The sequence below is a fragment of the Kitasatospora purpeofusca genome, from assembly GCF_042691725.1.
In the GTDB taxonomy this organism is placed as follows: Bacteria; Actinomycetota; Actinomycetes; order Streptomycetales; family Streptomycetaceae; genus Kitasatospora; species Kitasatospora purpeofusca_B.
Map to the genome: position 1 here is coordinate 8,641,711 of NZ_CP170483.1, position 19,991 is coordinate 8,661,701.

Annotated in this window: 14 protein-coding genes; 9 read left to right on the forward strand and 5 right to left on the reverse strand. The window is 74.9% G+C overall.

Features of this window, described 5'->3' with window-relative positions; translation table 11 throughout:
• The first annotated feature begins 212 nt into the window (after positions 1–212).
• The 4 genes from ACFCLZ_RS37040 to ACFCLZ_RS37055 all read left to right on the forward strand — a co-directional run bounded on the left by ACFCLZ_RS37040 (position 213) and on the right by ACFCLZ_RS37055 (position 5,081).
• Entirely contained in the window at positions 213–2,204 is a 1,992-nt protein-coding gene (locus tag ACFCLZ_RS37040; RefSeq protein WP_380282305.1) for an aminotransferase class III-fold pyridoxal phosphate-dependent enzyme, read from the forward strand.
• Positions 2,201–3,109, forward strand: a complete 909-nt coding sequence (locus tag ACFCLZ_RS37045; RefSeq protein ID WP_380282306.1) for an inositol monophosphatase family protein — start codon at positions 2,201–2,203, stop codon at positions 3,107–3,109. Before ACFCLZ_RS37040 ends, ACFCLZ_RS37045 begins: the two co-directional genes overlap by 4 nt.
• Positions 3,110–3,121: 12 nt before the next feature.
• Complete coding sequence (locus tag ACFCLZ_RS37050) at positions 3,122–4,360, forward strand: hypothetical protein (protein WP_380282307.1); 1,239 nt, start codon at positions 3,122–3,124, stop codon at positions 4,358–4,360.
• Positions 4,361–4,739: 379 nt separating this feature from the next.
• Entirely contained in the window at positions 4,740–5,081 is a 342-nt protein-coding gene (locus ACFCLZ_RS37055; RefSeq protein ID WP_380282308.1) for an Ig-like domain-containing protein, read from the forward strand.
• Positions 5,082–5,223: 142 nt separating this feature from the next.
• Here the strand turns inward: ACFCLZ_RS37055 and ACFCLZ_RS37060 are convergent, their stop codons facing one another.
• A complete protein-coding gene (locus ACFCLZ_RS37060; RefSeq protein WP_380282309.1) occupies positions 5,224–6,099 on the reverse strand; it encodes an SDR family oxidoreductase in 876 nt (291 codons plus the stop codon).
• Positions 6,100–6,148: 49 nt separating this feature from the next.
• Here ACFCLZ_RS37060 and ACFCLZ_RS37065 point away from each other — a divergent pair, with 49 nt between their 5' ends.
• The 3 genes from ACFCLZ_RS37065 to ACFCLZ_RS37075 are packed head-to-tail and all read left to right on the forward strand — an operon-like array spanning position 6,149 to position 10,319.
• On the forward strand, positions 6,149–7,186 hold the full coding sequence (locus tag ACFCLZ_RS37065) for a zinc-binding dehydrogenase (protein ID WP_380282310.1): 1,038 nt from the start codon (positions 6,149–6,151) through the stop codon (positions 7,184–7,186).
• Complete coding sequence (locus tag ACFCLZ_RS37070; protein ID WP_380282311.1) at positions 7,183–9,372, forward strand: beta-galactosidase; 2,190 nt, start codon at positions 7,183–7,185, stop codon at positions 9,370–9,372. The genes ACFCLZ_RS37065 and ACFCLZ_RS37070 overlap by 4 nt, the downstream gene beginning before the upstream one ends.
• Positions 9,369–10,319 (forward strand): ROK family protein, encoded by a 951-nt coding sequence (locus ACFCLZ_RS37075; protein WP_380282312.1) that lies wholly within the window; start codon positions 9,369–9,371, stop codon positions 10,317–10,319. The genes ACFCLZ_RS37070 and ACFCLZ_RS37075 overlap by 4 nt, the downstream gene beginning before the upstream one ends.
• A 24-nt stretch (positions 10,320–10,343) precedes the next feature.
• Here ACFCLZ_RS37075 and ACFCLZ_RS37080 read toward each other — a convergent pair whose 3' ends face one another.
• Both ACFCLZ_RS37080 and ACFCLZ_RS37085 read right to left on the reverse strand, forming a co-directional pair.
• Positions 10,344–11,405 (reverse strand): polysaccharide pyruvyl transferase family protein, encoded by a 1,062-nt coding sequence (locus ACFCLZ_RS37080; RefSeq protein ID WP_380282313.1) that lies wholly within the window; start codon positions 11,403–11,405, stop codon positions 10,344–10,346.
• Positions 11,402–12,514 (reverse strand): hypothetical protein, encoded by a 1,113-nt coding sequence (locus ACFCLZ_RS37085; protein WP_380282314.1) that lies wholly within the window; start codon positions 12,512–12,514, stop codon positions 11,402–11,404. Before ACFCLZ_RS37085 ends, ACFCLZ_RS37080 begins: the two co-directional genes overlap by 4 nt.
• Positions 12,515–12,774: 260 nt before the next feature.
• Here ACFCLZ_RS37085 and ACFCLZ_RS37090 point away from each other — a divergent pair, with 260 nt between their 5' ends.
• Complete coding sequence (locus tag ACFCLZ_RS37090; protein WP_380282315.1) at positions 12,775–13,734, forward strand: ABC transporter ATP-binding protein; 960 nt, start codon at positions 12,775–12,777, stop codon at positions 13,732–13,734.
• Positions 13,731–14,564: an ABC transporter permease subunit gene (locus ACFCLZ_RS37095; RefSeq protein WP_380282316.1), complete on the forward strand. Its 834-nt coding sequence runs from the start codon at positions 13,731–13,733 to the stop codon at positions 14,562–14,564. Before ACFCLZ_RS37090 ends, ACFCLZ_RS37095 begins: the two co-directional genes overlap by 4 nt.
• A gap of 78 nt (positions 14,565–14,642) precedes the next feature.
• Here ACFCLZ_RS37095 and ACFCLZ_RS37100 read toward each other — a convergent pair whose 3' ends face one another.
• Together ACFCLZ_RS37100 and ACFCLZ_RS37105 are read right to left on the reverse strand one after the other, a co-directional pair.
• Positions 14,643–15,281, reverse strand: coding sequence for a hypothetical protein (locus ACFCLZ_RS37100; protein ID WP_380282317.1), 639 nt, complete (start codon positions 15,279–15,281; stop codon positions 14,643–14,645).
• On the reverse strand, positions 15,278–19,777 hold the full coding sequence (locus ACFCLZ_RS37105) for a polymorphic toxin-type HINT domain-containing protein (RefSeq protein ID WP_380282318.1): 4,500 nt from the start codon (positions 19,775–19,777) through the stop codon (positions 15,278–15,280). The genes ACFCLZ_RS37100 and ACFCLZ_RS37105 overlap by 4 nt, the downstream gene beginning before the upstream one ends.
• Between the last annotated feature and the right edge of the window lie 214 nt (positions 19,778–19,991).

The window sequence follows — 19,991 nt, forward strand, 5'->3', positions numbered from 1 at the left end:
CCCAGCCGAGCACCGCCTGCCCGTGCACGCACTGTTTTGTACGCCTGTTGTGGGTACGTCGACGAACCAGCAGGCGAACCAGCGGGCGAACCAGCGGGCCAACCATGAATGGCGGGCCGGCCGGGGCTACGCCATGATGGACCCCTGGTGCCCTGGATCCGTGCACCGAACCCCCTGGCCGCGCGGCCGTCCGCCGCTCGACGGAGGTGGACGTGAAGGACGTAGATGCGATTCTCTTCGATTTCGACGGGACGCTGTGGGATCCGGAGGCCGAGATATTCCGCGCCCACGCGGAGATTTTCCGGGAATTCGGTCATCAGCTCCCGGTCGAGGTGTGGTCGTCGCTCGTCGGCACGATCGGTTCCGAGCTGTGGACGCAGCTCGAACGGGCCACCGGTTGCACGGTGGACCGCCGCGAGCTGCAGGAACGGGTCCGCCGCCGCCAGCGGGAACTGCTCGGCGGGCTGTGCGGCAGGCCCGGCGTGCACCGGGTCCTGGGCGCGGTCGACGCGTTGGGGATCTCGCGCGGGATCGTCAGCAACTCCACCCGGGAATGGGTCGCCCGATACTCGCGGCAGTGCGGCCTCGCCGAGGGGTGGAGCACCGTGCAGTGCGCCGACGGGGACCGGGCCAGCGCGAAACCGGAGCCGAACCTCTACGTCGCGGCGCTGGAATCGCTGGGAATTCCCGCCGACCGGGCGGTCGCGTTCGAGGATTCGCCCAACGGTGTGCGGGCCGCGAAAAGGGCCGGAATCCGCTGCGTCGCGGTACCGAACGCGATGACCGCCGCCCTCGATCTCCAGGAGGCGGATCTGCGGTTCGAATCGTTCGAGCAGGTCGATCTGCCAGGAATTGTCGGAGGAAAACCGATGCGACAGGCCAGCCCCGCGGCAGGCGCCGCTGCACCGAAGGCCCCGTCCGGCTCGGACGCGTCCGGCAGGGACGCCGGAGCCGCCCTCCAGCACTACTACTACCTGCCGGACGAACTCCGGGTGGTCCGGGGCGAGGGCGTGTACCTCTACGCCGACGACGGCCGGCGCTATCTCGACTGCTCCTCGGGGACGTTCAACCTGAGCCTGGGCTACGCCCACCCCGAGATCGTGGAGACGGTCCGCGAACAGGCGGGCCAACTCATCCACGTCACCTCCAAGTTCCAGACCGAGCCGCTGAACGCGCTGGTGGCGAAGCTGGCCGAGGTCTCCCCGGCGAACCTCACCCGGGTGCACCTGAAGTCGGCGAGCGGCTCCGACGCCAACGAGGGCGCCGTCAAGATCGCCCAGGTGCACACCGGCAAGTCCGACGTCGTCACGCTCTTCCGCGGCCACCTCGGCCAGACCCTCGGCATGATCGGGGCCTCCGGCGCCGCCTTCCGGCGCGCGCCCTTCCCCTCGCACCTGCCCGGCGTCGTGCACGTCCCCGACCCGCACTGCCTGCGCTGCTTCTACAAGCAGGAGCGGGCCACCTGCGGGCTGCTCTGCGTCGAGCGGATCAACGACTTCATCGACTACGCCAGCACCGGCCGGGTCGCCTGCGTGGTGCTGGAGCCGATCAGCGGCAACGGCGGCAACGTCGTCCCGCCGGACGGCTATCTGCGGGCGCTCAAGGACCTCTGCGAGGAGCGCGGCATCCTGCTGGTGTTCGACGAGATCCAGACCGGGTTCGGGCGCACCGGGCAGATGTTCGCCGCCGACCACTTCGGCGTCTCCCCGCACCTGATGACCTTCGGCAAGGGCCTCGGCGGCGCCGGGATGCCCATCGCCGGCATCCTCACCGAGGAGCGGCTGACCGGGGTGGAGGGCCACCACATCAACTCGACCTTCGGCGGCAACGTGCTGGCCGCCGCGGCCGCCCTGAAGACCCTGGAGGTCATCGGCCGCCCCGGCTTCCTGGAGAACGTGCGGGACGTCGGCGGGTACGTGCTGGAACGGCTGCGCGACCTGGCCGGCCAGGTGCCCTTCGTCCGCGAGGTCCGCGGCGTCGGCCTGATGATCGGCATCGACATCGTGGACGGCGAGGGCCGCCCCGACCCCGGGCTGACCAACCTCCTCGCCGAACGCGGCATGGACCACGGACTGCTGCTGCGGACCTCGCTGTACGGGCACGGCAACGTGCTGAAGGTCCGTCCGGCGCTGATCATGACCCGTCAGGAGGCGGACGAGATGTGCGACCTGCTGGAACGGCTCTTCCTGTCGGTGCTCTCATGAGGGGCCTGATCCAGGAGCTGTCCGGGCGGATCCGGACGGCCGTGCGCGACGGACTGCACGAGGTCGGCAGCCGCTACGTGGCGGGAACGGCGAAGGGCGGCGACGCGGAGTTCCCCGTCGACGTGCTCGCCGAACGGGCCGCCTGGGACTTCCTGCGGGAGCGCGGCGAGCCGGTGGCCGTCTACACCGAGAGCGAGGGGCTGCGCACCATCGGCCGCGCGCCCGGGCACGTGCTGATCGTCGACCCCATCGACGGCACGCGCGGCGCCGCCGCCGACCTGGAGATGGCCTGCGTCTCCATCGCCGCGGCCCCCTTCACCGAGGCGCCCACCATCGGCGACATCCGGTACGCGATGCTCCAGGAGATCAAGACCGGCCACTGGCTGTACGCCGACGCCCACGGCACCGGGATCGAGTCCGCCGGCTTCCCCGCGCCGCTGCCCCGGCTGTCCGCCGCCACCGAGCCCGAGCGGATGTTCTGGTCGCTGGAGTTCAACGGCCACCCGGCGGAGCTGATGACCGGGGCCTACGGCCACCTGATCGACGCCTCGGCCAACACCGGCGGCGTGTACGTGTTCAACAGCGCCTCCTTCTCCATCTCCCGCGTCATCACCGGCCAGATGGACGCCTATGTCGACATCGGCAACCGGCTGCTGCGCGACCGCCCCGGCACCGAGGCAGACTTCCGCCGGGTCGGCCACGGGAGCATCCTGCACCTGTTCCCGTACGACATCGCCGCCTCGGTGTACCTGGCGGAACGCGCCGGGGTCACCATCACCGACGCCTACGGCAAGCCGCTGCACGACACCCTGCTGCTGGACATCGGGCCGCTGAACCAGCGCTCGTGCATCGCCGCCTGCACCCCGCAGCTGCACGCGGCGCTGATCGACTCGATCCGCTGGTAGCAGGCGGCCGCGGTGACCGAGCACCGGCACGTCACCCGCGCCCGCCCGCCCGGCGGGTGGACCGACGGGGCGGCCCTGGCGGCCGTCGCCGACACCCTCGGCCTCACGGTCGGGGCCGAGATCCTGGACGGCGGCTCCCCGGCCCGGGTCCACCGGGCCACCGGTCCGGCCGGGGAGGAGCTGGTGGTCAAGGTCCTGGTGCCCGCGCCGGGCGCCGTGGACGGCCACGACCTGGTGTCCTTCCGCGACAAGCTGCGCCAGATCGAGCTGCTGCGCACCGTGGCCCCGCGGCTGGCGGCGCACTACCTGCCGGTCCGGCACGTCCTCGACGGCGACGGCTGGGCGGCCTGCACGACGCCGTTCTACGACTCGGCGGACCTGGCGGCCCCGCTGCGGGAGTCGCCGCAGGGCACCCGGGAGTTCTTCCGCCGGTACCCGGCAGTGCTCCAGGCCCTGGTCCTGGACGGGTACGCCGCGCGCTCCCACCCCGCCCCGGCCGCCCACCTGGCGGACGTCGTCGTGGGCCGGTTCCTGCGGCGGCTGCCCCTGCTGTCCCGGGCCCTGCCCCGGGAGCTGATGGCCGCCGAGCGCCTCACCGTCAACGGCGTGCCGTGCGAGGCCCCGCACCTGGTCCTGGAACGGCTGACCGGCCGGCTGGCGCGACTGGCTCCGGCCCGCCTGATGGCCCCCGCCCACGGCGACGCCAACACCCGCAACGTGCTGCTGTCCACCCGCCCGGGCGCGGCGGCCGCGGACTTCCGGCTGATCGACCCGCGCGGCTCCGTCGAGCCCTGGGACCCGGTCTACGACCTGGCGAAGACGCTCTTCAGCCTCAGCGTGTGGGATCCCGCGCTGCGCACGGGCTTCTCGGTGCGCCGCAGCCCGAAGCACGGCTACCGGGTGGGCTTCCGGGAACCCGTGTTCCCCGGCTACCGCGCGGCGATCCACGCCTTCCTGCCCCAGCTGGCCGCCCACGAAGGCCTGTCGGCCCTGTTCCACGACGATCCGGGCTGGTGGGAGCGGCTGCTGCTCACCCACGACCTGCACGTCCTGGCGGAGGCGCCGTGCCGCCTCTCCGACCGCAAGCCCAAGCCCGACCTGCGGGGCGGGAACTCCACCCCGGCCGAACTCGCCCTCGGCCACTACCTGCTCGGCACCCTGCTGATCAACGACCTCGCCGCCCGACTCGCCCGCCCCGGCGGCGTGGACCCCTCGGACCACCTCGCCCTGGTGACCGACGGCCTGGCCTGAGACGTGTCTCCACACCCGGCAGAAGTCGCCCAGGGCCGTCCACCAGCGGCCCGCGGCACCCGGCCTGGGCGGAGATGACGAGCAGCTGGAGCGCTTCGTTGCCGGCACCCGTCGCGCCCGCGTGCACGTTGTCGTGCGGTGGTCCGGCACGACGAACCGGGCCGGGAATCGGTCCGCGGCCTCGGTGCGGCCGGAGGAGCCCGAGCGGCGGACCGGGGCGCCGCCCACCGCCGACGCGATTCAGCGGCGGCACACGGCCGGCGGGCTCCCGGCGCGGCGCGGCATTCGCCCCACGACGGGTGGCCCGCATCCGGGTGCGCCGGCCTGTGGACGTGCCTACAGTGGAAGTGATAGCCGAAAGTATCCGGGAGGCTACGCCATGACTTCAGAGAAGAAGCCTGCCCAGCTCAAGGCACGCACGGTGGGCGGTCACGTGGTCGCCCACGCGCCGATCAGCGGCGACTTCGAAGCGACGCTCACCGACGCGGACGGCAAGCCGATCGCGGGGCGGCAGATCACCTTCTACAGCACCGCGAGCGGCCAGCGGGTCGGCTCCGCGACCACCGACCAGAGCGGGAACGCCACGCTGAACTCCGGGTCCAAGATCCTCGACCCGGTCATCGTCGCCAGCACCCTGGCCACCGGCGCCGAAGCCCGGTTCGAGGGCGACGACGAGTACCAGGCGGCCTCGGCACACGCCGGCACCGCCGTCGGCGTCTGAGGCTTGTTGCAGAAGCCCTGGGCGCGGGCAGGTCGGTGTGTGGTCCGACCTGCTGGTTTCATCCGGTTCGGCCGAGGTTGTGCATGTGGGCGACGGCCTGCACCGCATGGTGCAGGCCGTCGCCCTTCTGCCGGTACAAGCTTCAGAGGCCCCCGCCCGCCAGATGGGCGAGCGCGGCGTCCAGACCGGGGCCCAGCAGGCGGTGCCGGGTGCTGCGGAGGACGAGGTGCGGCGGGCGGGGGCAGTCGGCGCGGGGCTGCGGGCCCCGGGTGGGGAGTACCCGGGTGGGCAGGCGGAGGGCCTGCTGGATGCGGGACATCAGCTCGAAGCGGGTCACCACGTCGGCGCCGCCGTAGTGCACGACCCCCGTGTGGTGCCACAAGCGGGTCAGGGCCGGGCCGATGCTGGGGAGGTAGACGGGGGCGCAGACCAGATCCGTACGGGCGGGGGTGGTCGGTGCGGCCAGGCGGGCCAGGAAGGTGTTGGCCCAGGGGCCGCGCCCGAAGACGAGGGGGAGCCGCAGGACCAGGTGTCCGCCCTCGGCGAGCAGCAGGTCCTCGGCCGCCACCTTGGTGCGCCCGTAGACGTTGACCGGGGAGCGCGGGTCGGCCTCGGTGTAGTGGGGGCGGGTGCCGTCGAAGACGTTGTCGCTGGAGAGCAGGACCAGTTTCGCCGCCGAGCCGCGCAGGGCGTCCAGCAGCACCTCGACGGGGCGGACGTTGAGCCGGTGGGCCAGGGCCGGGTCCGCCTCGGCTGCCTCCAGCGGGACCAGGCCGGCCGCGTGGACGACGAGGTCGAAGCCGTCGGCCGCGAGCGCCGCCAGCCGGCGTTCGTCGCGCAGGTCCAGCCGGACGAGGCCCGGGACCGGCCGGGTGGCGTACGTGCCGACCACCGTGTGACGGGGGGCCAGGTGGCTCCAGAGGCCGCCGCCCACGAACCCCGACGCGCCGAGCAGCAGGATCCTCCGCGGGGAGTCCGGTGGTGCCTCCCACCCGCTCGGCCGCCAGGACGGGTTCATGCCGGACACCCTATGGCACTGTGGGGGGACGAACCGCTGGGAGGCAGCGATGAAGGCCGTCGTGTTCGAGGACGTGGGCCTGCCCGGCATCCACGATCGCGCGGTCCCCTCCTTCGGCGCGGGCGAGGTCCTGGTCAGGGTGGCCGCCACCGGCATCTGCGGAACGGACCGGGCGATCCTGCTGGGCGAGTTCCCCGCCCGGCGGGGCGTGGTGCTGGGGCACGAGGCGGTCGGCGCGGTGGCCGCGGTCGGGGCCGGCGTCGGCTCGCTGGCGCCGGGCGACCGGGTGGTGATCAACCCGACGTACCACTGCGACCGCTGCCGCCCCTGCCGTCGAGGGATGCCGGCCCACTGCGGGGCGAAGGCGGGCCGGGAGGTCGGCGTCGACCGGGACGGGACGATGGCCGACTTCGCCGTGGTGCCCGAGCGCTTCGTCCACCGGCTGCCCGCCTCGGTGTCCTACCGGCGCGGAGCCCTGGTGGAGCCGCTCGCCTGCGTGCTGAACAACCTGGCGGCGGCCCGGCCGCGGTGGGACGACCGGGTGCTCGTGGTGGGCGCCGGCCCGATCGGCGCGCTGTGCGCGCTGGTCCTGGCCCGGCGCGGCGCCCGGGTCACGCTGGCCGAGCGCGATCCGGGCCGGGTGGCCCTCGCCCGCCTGCTGCTGCCGCGCACCGTGCGGGTGCTGGCCGCCGAGGAGGCGGCCGGGGCGGGCGCGCCCGACGTGGCCGTCGACACCACCGGGTCGCTGCCGGGCGACGTCCTCGGCGCGCTGGCGCCCGGGGGCACCGTGGTGGTGATGGGCGAGAAGGAGGCCGGTGTCGCCACCGTGCCGCTGCGGGCGCTGGTGACCAGGGGGATCCGCCTGGTGGGGGCGGGACCCTACCGCCCGGCGGACTTCGAGCTGGCGGTGGACCTCGCGACGGAACTGCCGCTCGAGGACCTGGTGACCCATGTGCTGCCGCTCGAACGCTACGCCGAGGCCCTCGCGATGCTGGCCGTCGCACCGGCCGGGCAGGGCCGGCCGGAGGCGGATGGGTACCGTGCGATGAAGGTCCTGCTCGCCACGGACGAGGGCCTCGCCCGATGAGCCCGCCGAGGCCACTGAGGCCACTGAGCCCACTGAGCCCGCCGAGCCCGCCGAGCCCGCCGAGGCCGCGCTTCCTGGACGGCACGCTGTGGCTGGACGGGCGGCCCCGGTTCCTGATCACCGGCGAGTACCCCTACTACCGCGACCACCACGGGCGCTGGGCGGCCAAGCTGGCGGCCATGCGCGAGGCCGGGATCGAGGTGGTGACCTGCTACGTCCCCTGGCGGCACCACGAGATCGCCGAGGACGACGGCCCGCGGTGGTGCTTCGACGGGGACGGCAACCGCGATCTGGGCGGCTTCCTGGAGCAGGTCGCGGCGGCCGGCCTGCTCGCCGTGGTGAAGCCGGGCCCCTTCGTCCACGCCGAACTGCCCTACGGCGGGCTGCCCGACCGGGTCAGCCCCGCACTCGACCCGGCCAGGCCCGCCGCACGCTCCGCCGACGGCCGGCCGCTGCCCTGCCGGCCGTACACCCTGCCCTCGGCCCTGGACCCGCGCTTCCGCGCGGACGCGACGGGCTGGCTGCACGCCGTCGGCCGGTTCCTGCGGCCGTTCGCGCATCCGCACGGGCCGGTCGTCGCCGCCCAGATCGGCAACGAGGGGCACTACGGGGAGAGCGCCCTGCCGATCGACGCGCTCGACTACTCGCAGCCGGGCGCCGACGCGTTCGCCCGCTTCGCACCCGGCCTGGACGCGCCCACCCGGGCGGAGGAGCGGCTGTCCGCCGACGGGCTGCGCTCCCTGGTCGGCTGGGGGCGGTGGTCGGCCGAGGCGCTCGCCACGGGGATGGCGGCACTGGCCGAGGCGCTCGGGCCGGACGTCCCCGCGTTCACCACCCACGCGCCGCCCGCCAGGGCCGACCGCGTCCCCGGACGGGAGGCCGGCCGCCATGACGCCTGGCTGGCCAGGAACAGGGTCGGCGCCGCCACCGCGCTGCCCCGCGCCTACACCAGCTGGACGGGCGACGTGCTGTCCGACGAGGAGGCCCTGGTCAACTACGTCCTGGCCGCCAAGGCCGGACCGGGCCCCAACATCGAGGAGAACTGGGGGCTCCGCTGGGCGGAGCCGGGCTGCGCCTTCCCGGTGGTGCCGATCCATCACACCCTGCTCGGCGTGGCGTGCGGGGCGACCGGCATCAGCGTCTACCCGGCCTGCGCCACCGAGGGCTGGGGCCCGCACCTCGCGGTGGACGGCTCCCGGCCGTCGGGGGCTGCCGGTGATCCCGGACCGTTCGATCCGCCGTACGGGGACGCCGCCCCGGTCCGGCTCGACGCGGGCCCCGGCCCGGCCTTCGCCGCGCTGCGGGTGCTGACCCACTTCCTGGCCGGCCGGCAGGACGCGCTGGCCCTCTCCCGCCCGGAGCCCGGCGTCTGCTGGGGCGTCCACCCGCCCTACGCGGCCGTCGGCGCGTGGGACCGGACGGGCAACGGGGACCGGCCCGTGCCGTCGGCCGCGCGGACCCTGGTGCCCTTCGTCGCCCACTGCCTGCGGCGCAGCCTGCCCTTCCGGCTGGCCGAACTCACCGGCCGGACGGCACTCGACCCCTCCGCCGGGCCCCTGGTCACCGTGTCGGGCCGCTTCATGGAGCGGGCCCTGCAACAGCGGCTCGCTGCGTTCGCCGAGGACGGCGGAGCGCTGCTGCTGGTGGGCGAACCACCCACGCTGGACGAGGACTTGGGGACCTGCACCGAGCTGGCCGAGGCGGTGCGGCGATCCCGGAGCGGCCGGGTCCGCACGGCGGCCCTCGACGGGCGGCCCCTCGGGACGGCCGTGGCGCACTGGCTCGGTGGGATCCCCGGCGCACCCGTGCGGGCCAGGCCCGGGCCGTGGCTCGAACTGCGCCGGACCACTGCGGACCCCGAGGAGGTGCTCGTCTTCCTGCTCAACCGCTCGCACGCCCCGCTGCGGGCCCGCACCAGGTGCGGCGGACACCTCGTGACGGCGGACCTGGTCGGGGGCGGCTGCGCCGTCGTCCAGGTGTCGCGCGGACGGCTCGGGGCCTGTTACGTGAAGGGGCTGAACGAGCGGACCGGCGCCCGGCTGCCGGTCCGGGTCCGGGTGGGAGGCGAGCTGCTGAGCTCCGACCGGCCGTGCGACCTGTCCGTGCTCCGCGGGCCGGGCGGCTTCGAGGTGCGGACCTCCGCGGCGCCGGGCGAGGCCCGCGTCCTGCTGCCGGAGGCGTCATGACCCCGGCCCCGGCCGAGGCGGTCGGCATCGACGTCGGCGGCACCAAGATCGCGGCGGTGCGGGTGACGGCCGACGGCACGGTGGCGGCGCGCGCCCGCTGCGCCACCCCGCGCCGTACGGCGGACGAGCTGGTCGCCGCCGTCGCCGCTCTGGTGGCGCGGGTGCGCGGCGGGCGGGTCGCCGCGGTCGGGGTCGGGCTGCCGGGCATGGTCGACGCCCGGACCGGGGCGCTGGCCTTCGCCCCCGGTCTGGAGTTCGCGCGCGCCCCCCTGCGGGAGCTGATCGCGGACGCGGTGGGGCTCCCGGTGGTGACGGACAACGACGCCAACGCCGCCGTCTGGGCCGAGTACCGGCTCGGGGCGGGGCGGGGGCACGACCACCTGGTGCTGGTGACGCTGGGCACGGGCCTGGGGTGCGGGGTGGTCGTCGGCGGGCGGCTGCTGCACGGTGCGCACGGCTTCGCCGCCGAGGCCAGCCATCTGACCGTCGAACCCGGGGGCCCGCTGTGCGAGTGCGGCCGGCGCGGGTGCTGGGGCGCCGCGGCGCACGGCGTCGCCATCGCGAGACTCGGACGGCAGGCCGCCGCGGCCCGCCCGGCATCGCTGCTGGCCCGCCTGATCGGCGAGGGCCGGTCGGACGCCGGAGAGGCCGTCACCGAGGCCGCGCACGGCGGCGACGACGGGGCGCTGGAGATCCTGGACCGGGTGGGCACGCTGACCGGCGTCGGCCTGGCCGCCCTGGCCAACCTGTTCGACCCCGCCGTGCTGGTCGTCGGAGGCGGTCCGGTCTCCGCGGGGGAGCTGCTGCTCGCACCGGCGCGCGCCGAGTTCGCCCGCCGGCTGTACGCGCCCGGCGACCGCCCGCCGGTGCCCGTGCTGGCGGCCCGCTTCGCCAACGACGCCGGGGCGGTCGGCGCGGCGCTGCTGGCGATCGACCGATCGCGGTGACGCCGGGCGCCGGCCGACGGGCGCTCAGCGGCCACGCGTCGGCCGGGGCGTGGCGGGGTCGGCGAGCAGGGCGTCGGCCGCCCGCAGCGCCCGGTCGGCGTCGGGCGCCCGCCGGGCGACGGCCCGGTGCCGGTCGTGGCCCCAGGTCCGCCAGTAGCCGCTGATCTTGCCGTGCCGGTCGTCGACGACGACGTGCGGCAGGCCGAGCAGCAGACTCAGCAGGTGGCCGTGCAGCCGGTCGGTGACCACCGCCGAGGCGCTGCCGAGCAGCCCGCAGCCGCGCTGGAGCTGGAGGCGGGCATGGCGGTCCTGGGCGTCGGCGAGTTCGGCGACCGCCCGGGCGCTCGCCGTACCGCGGACCTCGGCCGAGGCCGCCGCGATCCGCTGCCTTACGGCCTGCGCCGCGGCGACCCAGCGCGCGTCGGCGCCCTCCTGCCCGGTCCAGTCCGTCCGGTGCACCCCGGCCGGCGCTTCGGCGCCGTTCGGCTCGTCCGGGCCGGCCGACTCGTGGTCGCCGCGCCGCAGCCACAGGATCCGCCGCTCGGGCCGCGCGAGGCGGGGCAGGCCGGTCAGCGCGAAGGCGCAGTCCGGGGCGAGCGCGGAGGGCGCGCGGAAGGCTCGGCGGGCCGCGCGCAGGCTCGGCTCGTCGCGCAGCAGCAGGATCAGGTCGGGGTGCGCGTCGAACACGGCCCGGGCCCGCTCCAGGCCGGCCGGGTCGCCGAAGTGGACGGACTGCGGCAACTGGATGATCCGGTGCCCCGGGAAGGCGCCGATCACCTGTTCGCGGGTCCGCTGGTGGCTCGGCCACAGGTCGCCCAGGTTGCCGCCGCCGGTGAGCAGGATGGTGCCGCTCGGCAGCCGCTCGGCGAGGGCCGCCGCGCTGAAGTCGTGGTGATCGGCGGTGTAGACGACCTCGGCGCCCAGCCCGTCCAGCAGCGAGCGCGCGCCCAGCCAGATGGCGCTGTCGCCGACATTGCCGTAGGACGGGAAGCCCAGCAGCGCACAGCGGTCAGACGGCTCGATCAACGCGCCGAGCAGGTCGCCGAGGCGACGCCCGGCACCGGCCCACCGGCCGGGCCCGGTCACCGCGCCACCGCCGTCGGGGGGAGCGGACCGTGACGGTCCGCCGCCAGCCCGGCCGCCTCCGCGAGATCCGGGCGGCCGAGGGCGCCGGCGTCGCGACCCGCCTCGCGCATGGCGTCCCGGGCGTCCGCCGAGCCCATCGGGACGTGGCGGAGCCGATCGAGGTCGAGCACGCGGGGCAGCGTCCCGCACCGCCCGAGCACACCGGCCAGCTCCAGGGCGACCATGGTCCGCAGGCACTTCTCGCAGGCTCCGCAGTTGCGCCCGGGCCGGTCCCGCCAGCACACCGCGAGGTTCCGCAGCGCGAGGTCGGAGCGCGCCAGGCGGCGCGCCACCTTCTGCGTCCTGGTGGCGTCGGCGCCGTCGTGGACGATCTCCAGCGCCTCGGTGGACCACAGGTGGTCCAGCACCGGATGCGACCCGTACGGCGGCAGATGGCGGTACTCGAAGCTGGCCGCGATCAGGCAGCGGCCCAGCAGGCCCTGCAGCGCCAGCGCGGTGGCGGCGAGCGCGGCGCCGTGGAAGTCCTCCCAGCGGACCAGCGGCGCCGTGAAGGCGCGCAGGTTGGTCTCCACCCGCACCGCCCGGGCGCCGCTGCGGTCGGCCACCAGCCGGACCCGGTCGAGCAGCCGGTCGTGGTCCGGCCCGGCGTGCTGCTCGAAGTTCACGAACAGCAGGTCGCCGACCGGCCGGTGGCCGGGCTCCGTGCGGCGCTCGGCGTCCCCGAGCAGGCTGTAGAAGGAGTCCACGCCCAGGGTGAAGAACAACCCCACGGCAGCGGGCCCGCGCCGCGCCTCGACGGGCTCGCCCGCCGTCACCCGGACCGCGCGCAGCCGCTCCCACCAGGCCGTGTAGATCTCCACCACGGTCCGCGCCGAGCGCAGCAGCCGGGCGGAGACCGGGGCGTCGACCACCAGGTCCTCGCCGAGGCGCATGGCCGGCATCAGCAGCCCGGCGAGGAAGGCGTCCCCGCGTTCGGGCAGCCAGTTGTGCTCGCCCCCCGGCACCGTGAAGTGGAGCCGCGCCGAAGGGAGTTCCGTCCCGGCCCGGACCGCCGCCGACAACCGCCACCCGGCCGCGGCGGGTTCGCACCTGACATCCTCGACGATCATTCCTCCGCCCTTCCGGGCGCCGTCCGTCCGGCGCCCCCGCACGATCGGCAGCTCCCGGTCCGCTTGTACCAGGCCGGCCCCGGCCCGCCCGGGCGCCGCCGCACCGCGCGCCCGCCGTCCACCCGCCCGGGCCCGGCGGGCAGGGCCGTTCGGCCCCGTGCGCGCGGGGCGCGGGCGCGGCAGGGTGGGGGAGCGGCGGCCCGGTTCGCGGCGGCCCGGCGCGGGAACCATGGATCCGCGCGCACCACGGGAGGTGGAGCATGTCCGCTGAGGGCACGGCGGTGATCGAGCTCAGATCGCTGACCAAGCGGTACGGCCGGAGCGTCGGCGTCGACGGCCTGGACCTCGACATCGGCGCGGGCGAGGTGTTCGGCCTGCTCGGGCCGAACGGCGCGGGCAAGACGACGACGCTGCGCTGCCTGGTCGGGCTGCTGAAGCCGAGCGCCGGAGCGGTCCGGATCCTGGGCCTGGACCCGGTGGCCGACCACCGCCGGGTGTCGCCGTCCATCGGCTACCTCCCGGGCGAGCTGCGGCTCTACCCCGAACTCACCGGGCGCCAGACGCTCGACCTGCTGGCGAACCTCCAGGGCGCCCCCGCGCCCCGGCAGGCCGAACTCTGCACCCGGCTGGGCCTGTCCCGGGCCGACCTGGACAAGACGGTGGGGGCGTACTCGCGGGGCATGAAGCAGAAGCTCGGGCTCGTCCAGGCCCTGCAGCACCGGCCGGCCCTCACCGTGCTCGACGAACCCACCGAGGGGCTGGACCCGCTGGTCCAGGAGGTCTTCTTCGAACTGCTCGCCGAGGAGACGGCGGCGGGCCGCACGGTACTGCTCTCCAGCCACGTCCTGCCGGAGGTGCAGCGGGCCTGCGGCCGGGTGGCGATCATCCGCGGCGGGCGGCTGGTGGCCGTCCAGTCGGTGGCCGCGCTGCGCCGCGCCCGGGCCCGGCGGATCCGGCTGGTACTGGCCGACGGGCCGGGTGCGCGGCCGCTCGGCGCGGCCGAGCGCTGGTCCCCGCGTTGGGACGGCTCCCGGGTGGAGCTCCTGGTGCCGCCGGACGACGTGGTGGCGGCGGTCCGCGAACTGCTCGCGGCCCTGCCGGTCGACGACCTCACCGTCGAGGAGGCCGGTCTGGACGAGGCCTTCCTCGACCTCTACCGAACCGGCGAGGAGCCGCCCGCCGGACCGGGGAGCGGCGTGGGACCGGAGGTGCGGTCATGAGCCGGGCCACCGTCAGCCGGCGGCTTCCCCTGGTCTGGCTGGCCCTGCACCGGCGCCGCCGGATGCTGCTGTCGCTGGTGCTCGGCATGGTCGTCTTCGAGGCCCTGATCGTCGTGATCACCGCGGCCGTACCGCCCACCGACCTGTTCGGCGGCACGGCGAACCCGCCGGACGCCTTCAAGGCGTTCAGCGGCTCCAACGGGGACGTCTCCATCGCCAGCTACCCCGGCCTGCTCGGCGCCGGGCTCACCCACCCGTTCTGGATCGCGCTCCAGCTGACCGCCATCGGCGCGCTGGGCGCGGCCGCCGTCGCCGCCGACGTCGAGTCCGGCACCATCGAGCTGCTGATGACCCGCCCGGTCTCCCGCCGCCGCCTGCTGGCCGAGCGGACCGCCGCCCTCGCCGCCGCCTCCGTCCTGCTGAACGCCGCGGCCACCGCCACGGTGGCGCTCGGCGTCGCGCTCTCACCCGACCTGCGGGCCGCCGTCCCGGTCGGCGGGGTGTTCGCCGCCGGCGTCCTGGGCTGTGGCTTCGCCCTCTGCCTGACCGGGCCCGTGCTCGCCGTCTCCGCCGTCAGCCGCCGCCGGGCGCACGTCATCGGGGCCGCGGTCACCCTCGGCGCGGTCGGCTTCGCGCTCAACTTCGTCGCCCTCGCCTGGACCCCCGCCGCCCCCCTGCGCTACCTCAGCCCCTTCCACTACTACACCCCCGCCGACGCCCTGGCCCACGGCACCGTCCCCTGGTCCTCCCTCGCCGTCCTGTGCACCGCCGGCCTCACCGGCCTGGCCGCCGCCTTCGCCCTCCTGGACCGCCGCGACCTGGCGATCTGACGGCCCGTCCGTGGGGACGACGAAGGCGCGCAGCCGGTGCGGTGGCACCGGCTGCGCGCCTGGTAGGGCTGCGCGCTGTCAGACGGTCAAGTGCTCGTAGCCGTCCACGAGCAGTTCGCCGTACTCGAACTGCTGCCCGAGGACCACGTACCGGTCGTACTGGTCCCGGGGGATCCGTAGGCCGACCTTGTCGACCGCGCAGAGGAGGAGGCGGAACGCCAGGTCGGGACAGACCCGGGTCGCGACCTCGTTGAGGGCGGGCACGATGCCGGGGACGTAGCCACCGGGCGCGCCCAGTGCCCGCTCGGTGACCCTGACGGAGACCAGCAGGATCTCGTCCAGGACGGCTCCGGTCAGGTGCCCGTAGGGACTGGGTGGCGCGCTCTCCACGATGCCGCCGCCCTCGGTGTGTAGCCGCTCCCGGCTGAGGAGGATGATCCGGTGGAGCCAGTCACGGCCGTCGTGGCCCTCCCGGCGGAGGTCGTGGTAGGGATGGGTGCCCATCGACCAGAGCGCCTCGAGCTGCCAGGCGGGCAGGTCGGCGGCTTCCAGCCGAAGGGCGTCCAGGAGGATCGGCTCGACCAGCAGGGGAGGGTTGCGAGCGATGTGGTCCGCGAGGACCTCGATGTCGCTGCCTTCGCTCCGCCAGTGCGGGTGAAAGGCCTGGACCAGGCGGGAGAAGCCGAACTCGGTCGCACGTTGGTGGCGCCGCGTCATACGCCACCTCGGGGAAGGGGGAAGATGGATGTCACGTACCAGCCCTTCGGGTGCCTGTCCTTCCCCACGATCCTGACCATCACCTCGACCGTGGTGCTGGAGGGGGCCGACACGCCGCCTCCGCCCTGACGGTACACCTCGCCGAGGGAGGTCCGCTTCACCCCTGCACTGTCGAGGAGGGTCACCTCCGCGCGGAACCTGAACTCGTGGGACTTGCGCCTCGTCTCTATTGCGTACCTCGCTGCTCCCTTCGACGCCCATGCCTGCTGGAGTGCTTCCTCGGCGGTGGCCAGGTCGCTGAACACCCCGGCGATTCCGTCGACCTCGGCCTTGGCCTGGGCGAGTGCGGGGGTGGTACCCATCATGGCGCCGTTGGCCCCGTACGGACCCTGGGCCACGTGGGCATCGATGGTGTGGACGTCGGGCATCCGCTCGTCGTTGAGCAGGTAGAAGCAGTTGTGGACGAGCAGGTCGCGTTCCTGGCCGCCGCCCGCGCGCACGAAGAACGTGTGCGGTCCGTCCACCGTCAGGTCGAAGACGGCTTCCGAGGGCAGGTCGGTCCGGTCGGTGACGCCGGTGACGACCTGCGAGGTGCCGTCCGAGCCCCGCAGACGGTCTCCCGGCCGCAGGGCCGAGGCGAGGGTCCAGTCGGCCTGCTCGGTGTAGAGGCGGTGGCCGGCCGTGGTGGAGAGGGTACTGCCGTCCGCCAGGGAGATGTCCACCAGACGCTTCGTGGGGTGGACGTAGGTGGCGTTCACCGGTTGCGGGCCGGTCTTCCCGGTCGCGGGGTCGGTCGCGAGCACCAGGTCACCCGTCCGGATCTCACTGATGGCCCGGTAGGAGCCGTCGGAGAGCAGGACCTGGGTGCCGGCCGGGAAGCTGTTCCGCTCGCAGCTCTCGGTGACGTACTTCACCGAATCCACCTCGGCGTCCAGCTGCCGGGCGAGAGCCGGGTCGACCTCGGGGAACTTGCGGGCCGCCGCGAGAGCCGCGTCGGTGCCGACGCCGTCCTTGTAGGTGAGGCGAAGGGCGGCGATGGCGTCCGCGGTGGCGAGGAACTTCAGCTTGGCCGCTTCGCTGAAGCCTTCGAGGGTGGCCTGGAGCGCGAGCTTGGCGTGTTCGAGTTCGACGCCGGTCTCCAGGGCGAAGCGGAAGGCGACGATGCCCTTGGCGGCCTTCGCGAGGGTGCCGAACGGGATGAAGTTGGAGGCGGCCCAGGCACAGGACGACGCGTTGTGGCCGGGGTCGTCGAAGCAGCGGATGAAGTCGCCGAAGAACAGGTTGGCCAGGATCTGGCGGGACTGGGCCTGCGGGGAGTACTTCGTGACCCAGTCGGTCAAGGACATCTCGAGGACGGTGTCGTACTGGTACTCCTGGTGCTCGCTCTTGAGGAGGAGCGTGTCCCAGGTGCTGTACTTGCCCTGGCAGGCGGCGATGGTGAGGTTCGCTTCGGGGCAGGTGCGCAGGATGTAGTCGACGGTGCCCGTGACCTTGAGGGTGGCCTTGACCGAGCACACCGACTTTCCGGCGGCGTTGTCGTGCCAGGCGGAGTCCTGGAACCAGGAGGCCATGCCCTGCGACGGGTCGCCGTTCATGCAGTGGACGGAGTCGTCCTTGAGGACCTGCGGCTTCATGTCCCCCTTGGGGACGGCCTCGATGTAGGTGACGCGCCCCGCCTCGTCGATGGAGGCCGTCTCGTGCTGCATCTTGCCGTCGGCCGATTCGGCCTGCTGCTTGCTCATGATGAACAGCGCGGCCTCGCGGGCGGCCGCGTAGGCCTCGTCGCGGCTCTTGGCCGCGGCGACGGCGGAGTTCCGCGCGTCGTCGGCGGCCTTCTTGGCGTCGGCCGCGTAGCCGGCCGCCTGCTGCGCGTAGCCGGCGGCCGCGTTCGCGGAGACGTCGGCGCTGCGGGCCGCCGCCTGGGCGGCGGAGGCGGAGGCGCGGGCCTGCTTGGCGTAGGCGGCGGCCTGGTCGGCCGAGGCCTTGGCCTGCTGGGCGGACTGTGCGGCCTTGGCGGCCCAGTCGGCGGCCTGGGCGGCGGAGGTCTGGGCCTGCTGGGCGTAGCCGTTCGCCTCGTCGGAGGCGTGCCTGGCGTCGGCGTAGGACTGGGAGGCCTCGGCCGCGTACTGGCGGGCGAGGGCCACTGAGCCGTCGGTGGCGGCGAGGTAGGACTGGATGGTGGCGATGTGGGCGGCGGTGACGGCGTCGCGCTCGCGGGCCTTGGTCAGGCCGGCGTCCAGGAACGGCGCGAGGCGGTCGGCGGGGCCGGTCATGACGGCCTGGGCGGCGGCCTTGACCTCCGGCCCGCCCGTCGCGATGGCCTGGCTCACCAGGACGCGCTCGTCGTTCTCGCGGGCCGTGTACTGGCCGGTCGTCAGGAAGGCGCGGACGTCGTCCATGGTGCCGGAGAGTGCCTTGCCGGCGGCTTCCTTCACCCCGGGCCCGCCGGCGGCCATGATCTGCGACAGCAGCACCCGGTCGTCGTCGTCCTTGCCCGGGTACTGCCCGGTGGCCAGGAACGCGCGCACCTGTTCCGGCGTGCCGACCGCGGCGGTCTCGGCGGCCAGGCGCTGCTCCAGCTTGCTGGAGGCCTGGGCGATCGCGGTGGCGTTGGTGCGGTCGTCGCGGTCGCGGGCGACCGCCAGGTCGGTGGACAGGAAGGCACGGACCTCCTCGTCGTCGCCCTCCAGAGCCGTCTGGGCACTGGCCCTGGTCCACGGCCCGCCGGCGTCCAGCAGTCGCAGCGCGGCCTGGCGGCCCTTCAGCACCGCGGTCCCGGCGTCGACCCCGGTGGCGGTGGCGTCCTTGATCAGCTGCTCGGTCTCGGCGGCGAGCGCGGTGGCCTTGCCGGCCTCCCAGGCCGCCTTCCGGTCCTTCTGCGCCTGGATGCGGGAGGCCTCGTCGGCGGCGGCCATCTCGGCGGCCTGCTGCGCGTCCAGCCGCTCCTGGTCGGAGGCGCGGGCGATGTCGGCGACGTTGTGGGCCTGCTTCGCCGAGTTCGCCGCCGACTCGGCAGCCGTGGCCGCCGCTTCGGAGGCCGTCTTCGCGGTGCCGGCCCAGGTGGCGGCCTCCCCGGCGTGCTTGGCCGCTTCCTCGGCGGCGGCGGCCGCCGCTTCGGCGTGGGCGGCCGCGGCGTTGGCGGCGCGTTGGGCGTCGGCGGCCGCGGCGGCGGCGTCGTTCGCGATCTTCACGGTGGCGTTGGCGGCACGGGTGGCCTCGGCCGCGGCCTTCCTCGCCCGGGCGGCGGCCTGCCGGGCCCGGTCGGCCTCTGCGCCCGCCACGCCGGAGTAGCCGGCCGCGTCGGCGGCGGCCTGTGCGGCGGCCTCGGCGTTGACACCCGCGGAGGCGGCGGCCAGCGCGGCCAGACCGGCCCGGGCGGCGGCGGCGCCGGCCCAGGCGCTGGCCTCGCCCGCGGTGTGGGCGTCGCGGGCGGCGTCGCGGGCGGTGACCGCGGCGGCGCGCGCCTGATCGGCCTTCCCGGCGTCGCCGGCCGCGCCCGCGGCGGCGGCCAGGGCACGGGAGGCGGCGTTTCCGGCCTTGGTGGCGGCGGCCGCGGCGTTGGCGGCGGCGTTCGCGGCCTCGCGGGCGGCCTCGTTGGCGGACTTCGCGGCGTTCGACGCGGTCTGGGCTGCGGCCGCCGCGCGTCCGGCGGCGTCCGCGGCGCGTCCGGCGGCGTTCGAGGCCTGGCCGGCCTGGCCCTGGGCCTCCTTGGTCTCCTTCGCCGCCCGCTCGGCGGCCTCCTTGGCCAGCCGGCCGGCGTCCTGGGCCTTGCCGGCCGCGTCCTTGGCGGTCTGGGCCTGCTGGCCGGCCTGCGCGGAGGCGGTCTTCGTCAGGTCCGCCAGCTGGGAGACCGTCAGGGTCTCCTGGTCGTGCGCGGCGGCGGTCTGGTAGCCGTACTTCAGGAAGTCCTGGACGTCGTCCATGGTGCCGTCCAGCGCGGTGCCGGCGGCCTTCTTCACCTCCGGCCCGCCGGAGGCCATCAGCTGGGAGAGGTGGACCCGGTCGTCGTCGTTCCGGGCCTTGAACTGGCCCTCGTTCAGGAAGGCCAGGACGTCGTTCAGGGTGCCGCTCATGGCCTTGCTCGCGGCTTCCCGTACGCCGGGGCTACCGGTGGCCATGATCTGCGACAGCTGCACCCGCTGGTCGTCCTCGAAGGCCTTCTTGCCGTCCTGGTCGAGGAACTTCTGCAGATCGGCGGCCGAACCCTTGAGCGCGGCCGTCCCGGCCTCGCGGACCCCGGGGCCGGAGGACGCGATCAGCTCCTCGATCCTCGCCCGCAGGTCCTGCTCCGCCGCGGCCGCCTGGCCGGTCGCCAGGAACGCCTTCCGGTCGGCGGCGGAGCCCGTCAGGACGGTCTCGGCGGCCCGGCGTACGACCGGCCCTCCGGACTGCCACGCCGCCACCACCCGCACCCGGTCCGGGTCCGCTGCCGTCGCCGGCGGTGAGTCCGCGGCCGCCGCCGGGATCGCGAGCAGCCCGGTCAGCAGGCTCCCCACCGCGATCCCGGCGGCGACGACCCGTGGCCGTATCCCCCCTGATCTCACTGACACCCTCATCGAAATTCACGTCCCGTCGTCCGGGGCACCTGAGTGCCGAAGAACCGAAAGGCCGCCGGCCGGTGGACCGGCGGCCTGGAAGCGTTCGAAGAAAACCGTGCGGCGGGGTGCCGGGCACCCCGCCGCACCCCTACGTCCGGCTGCCGCGCGGCAG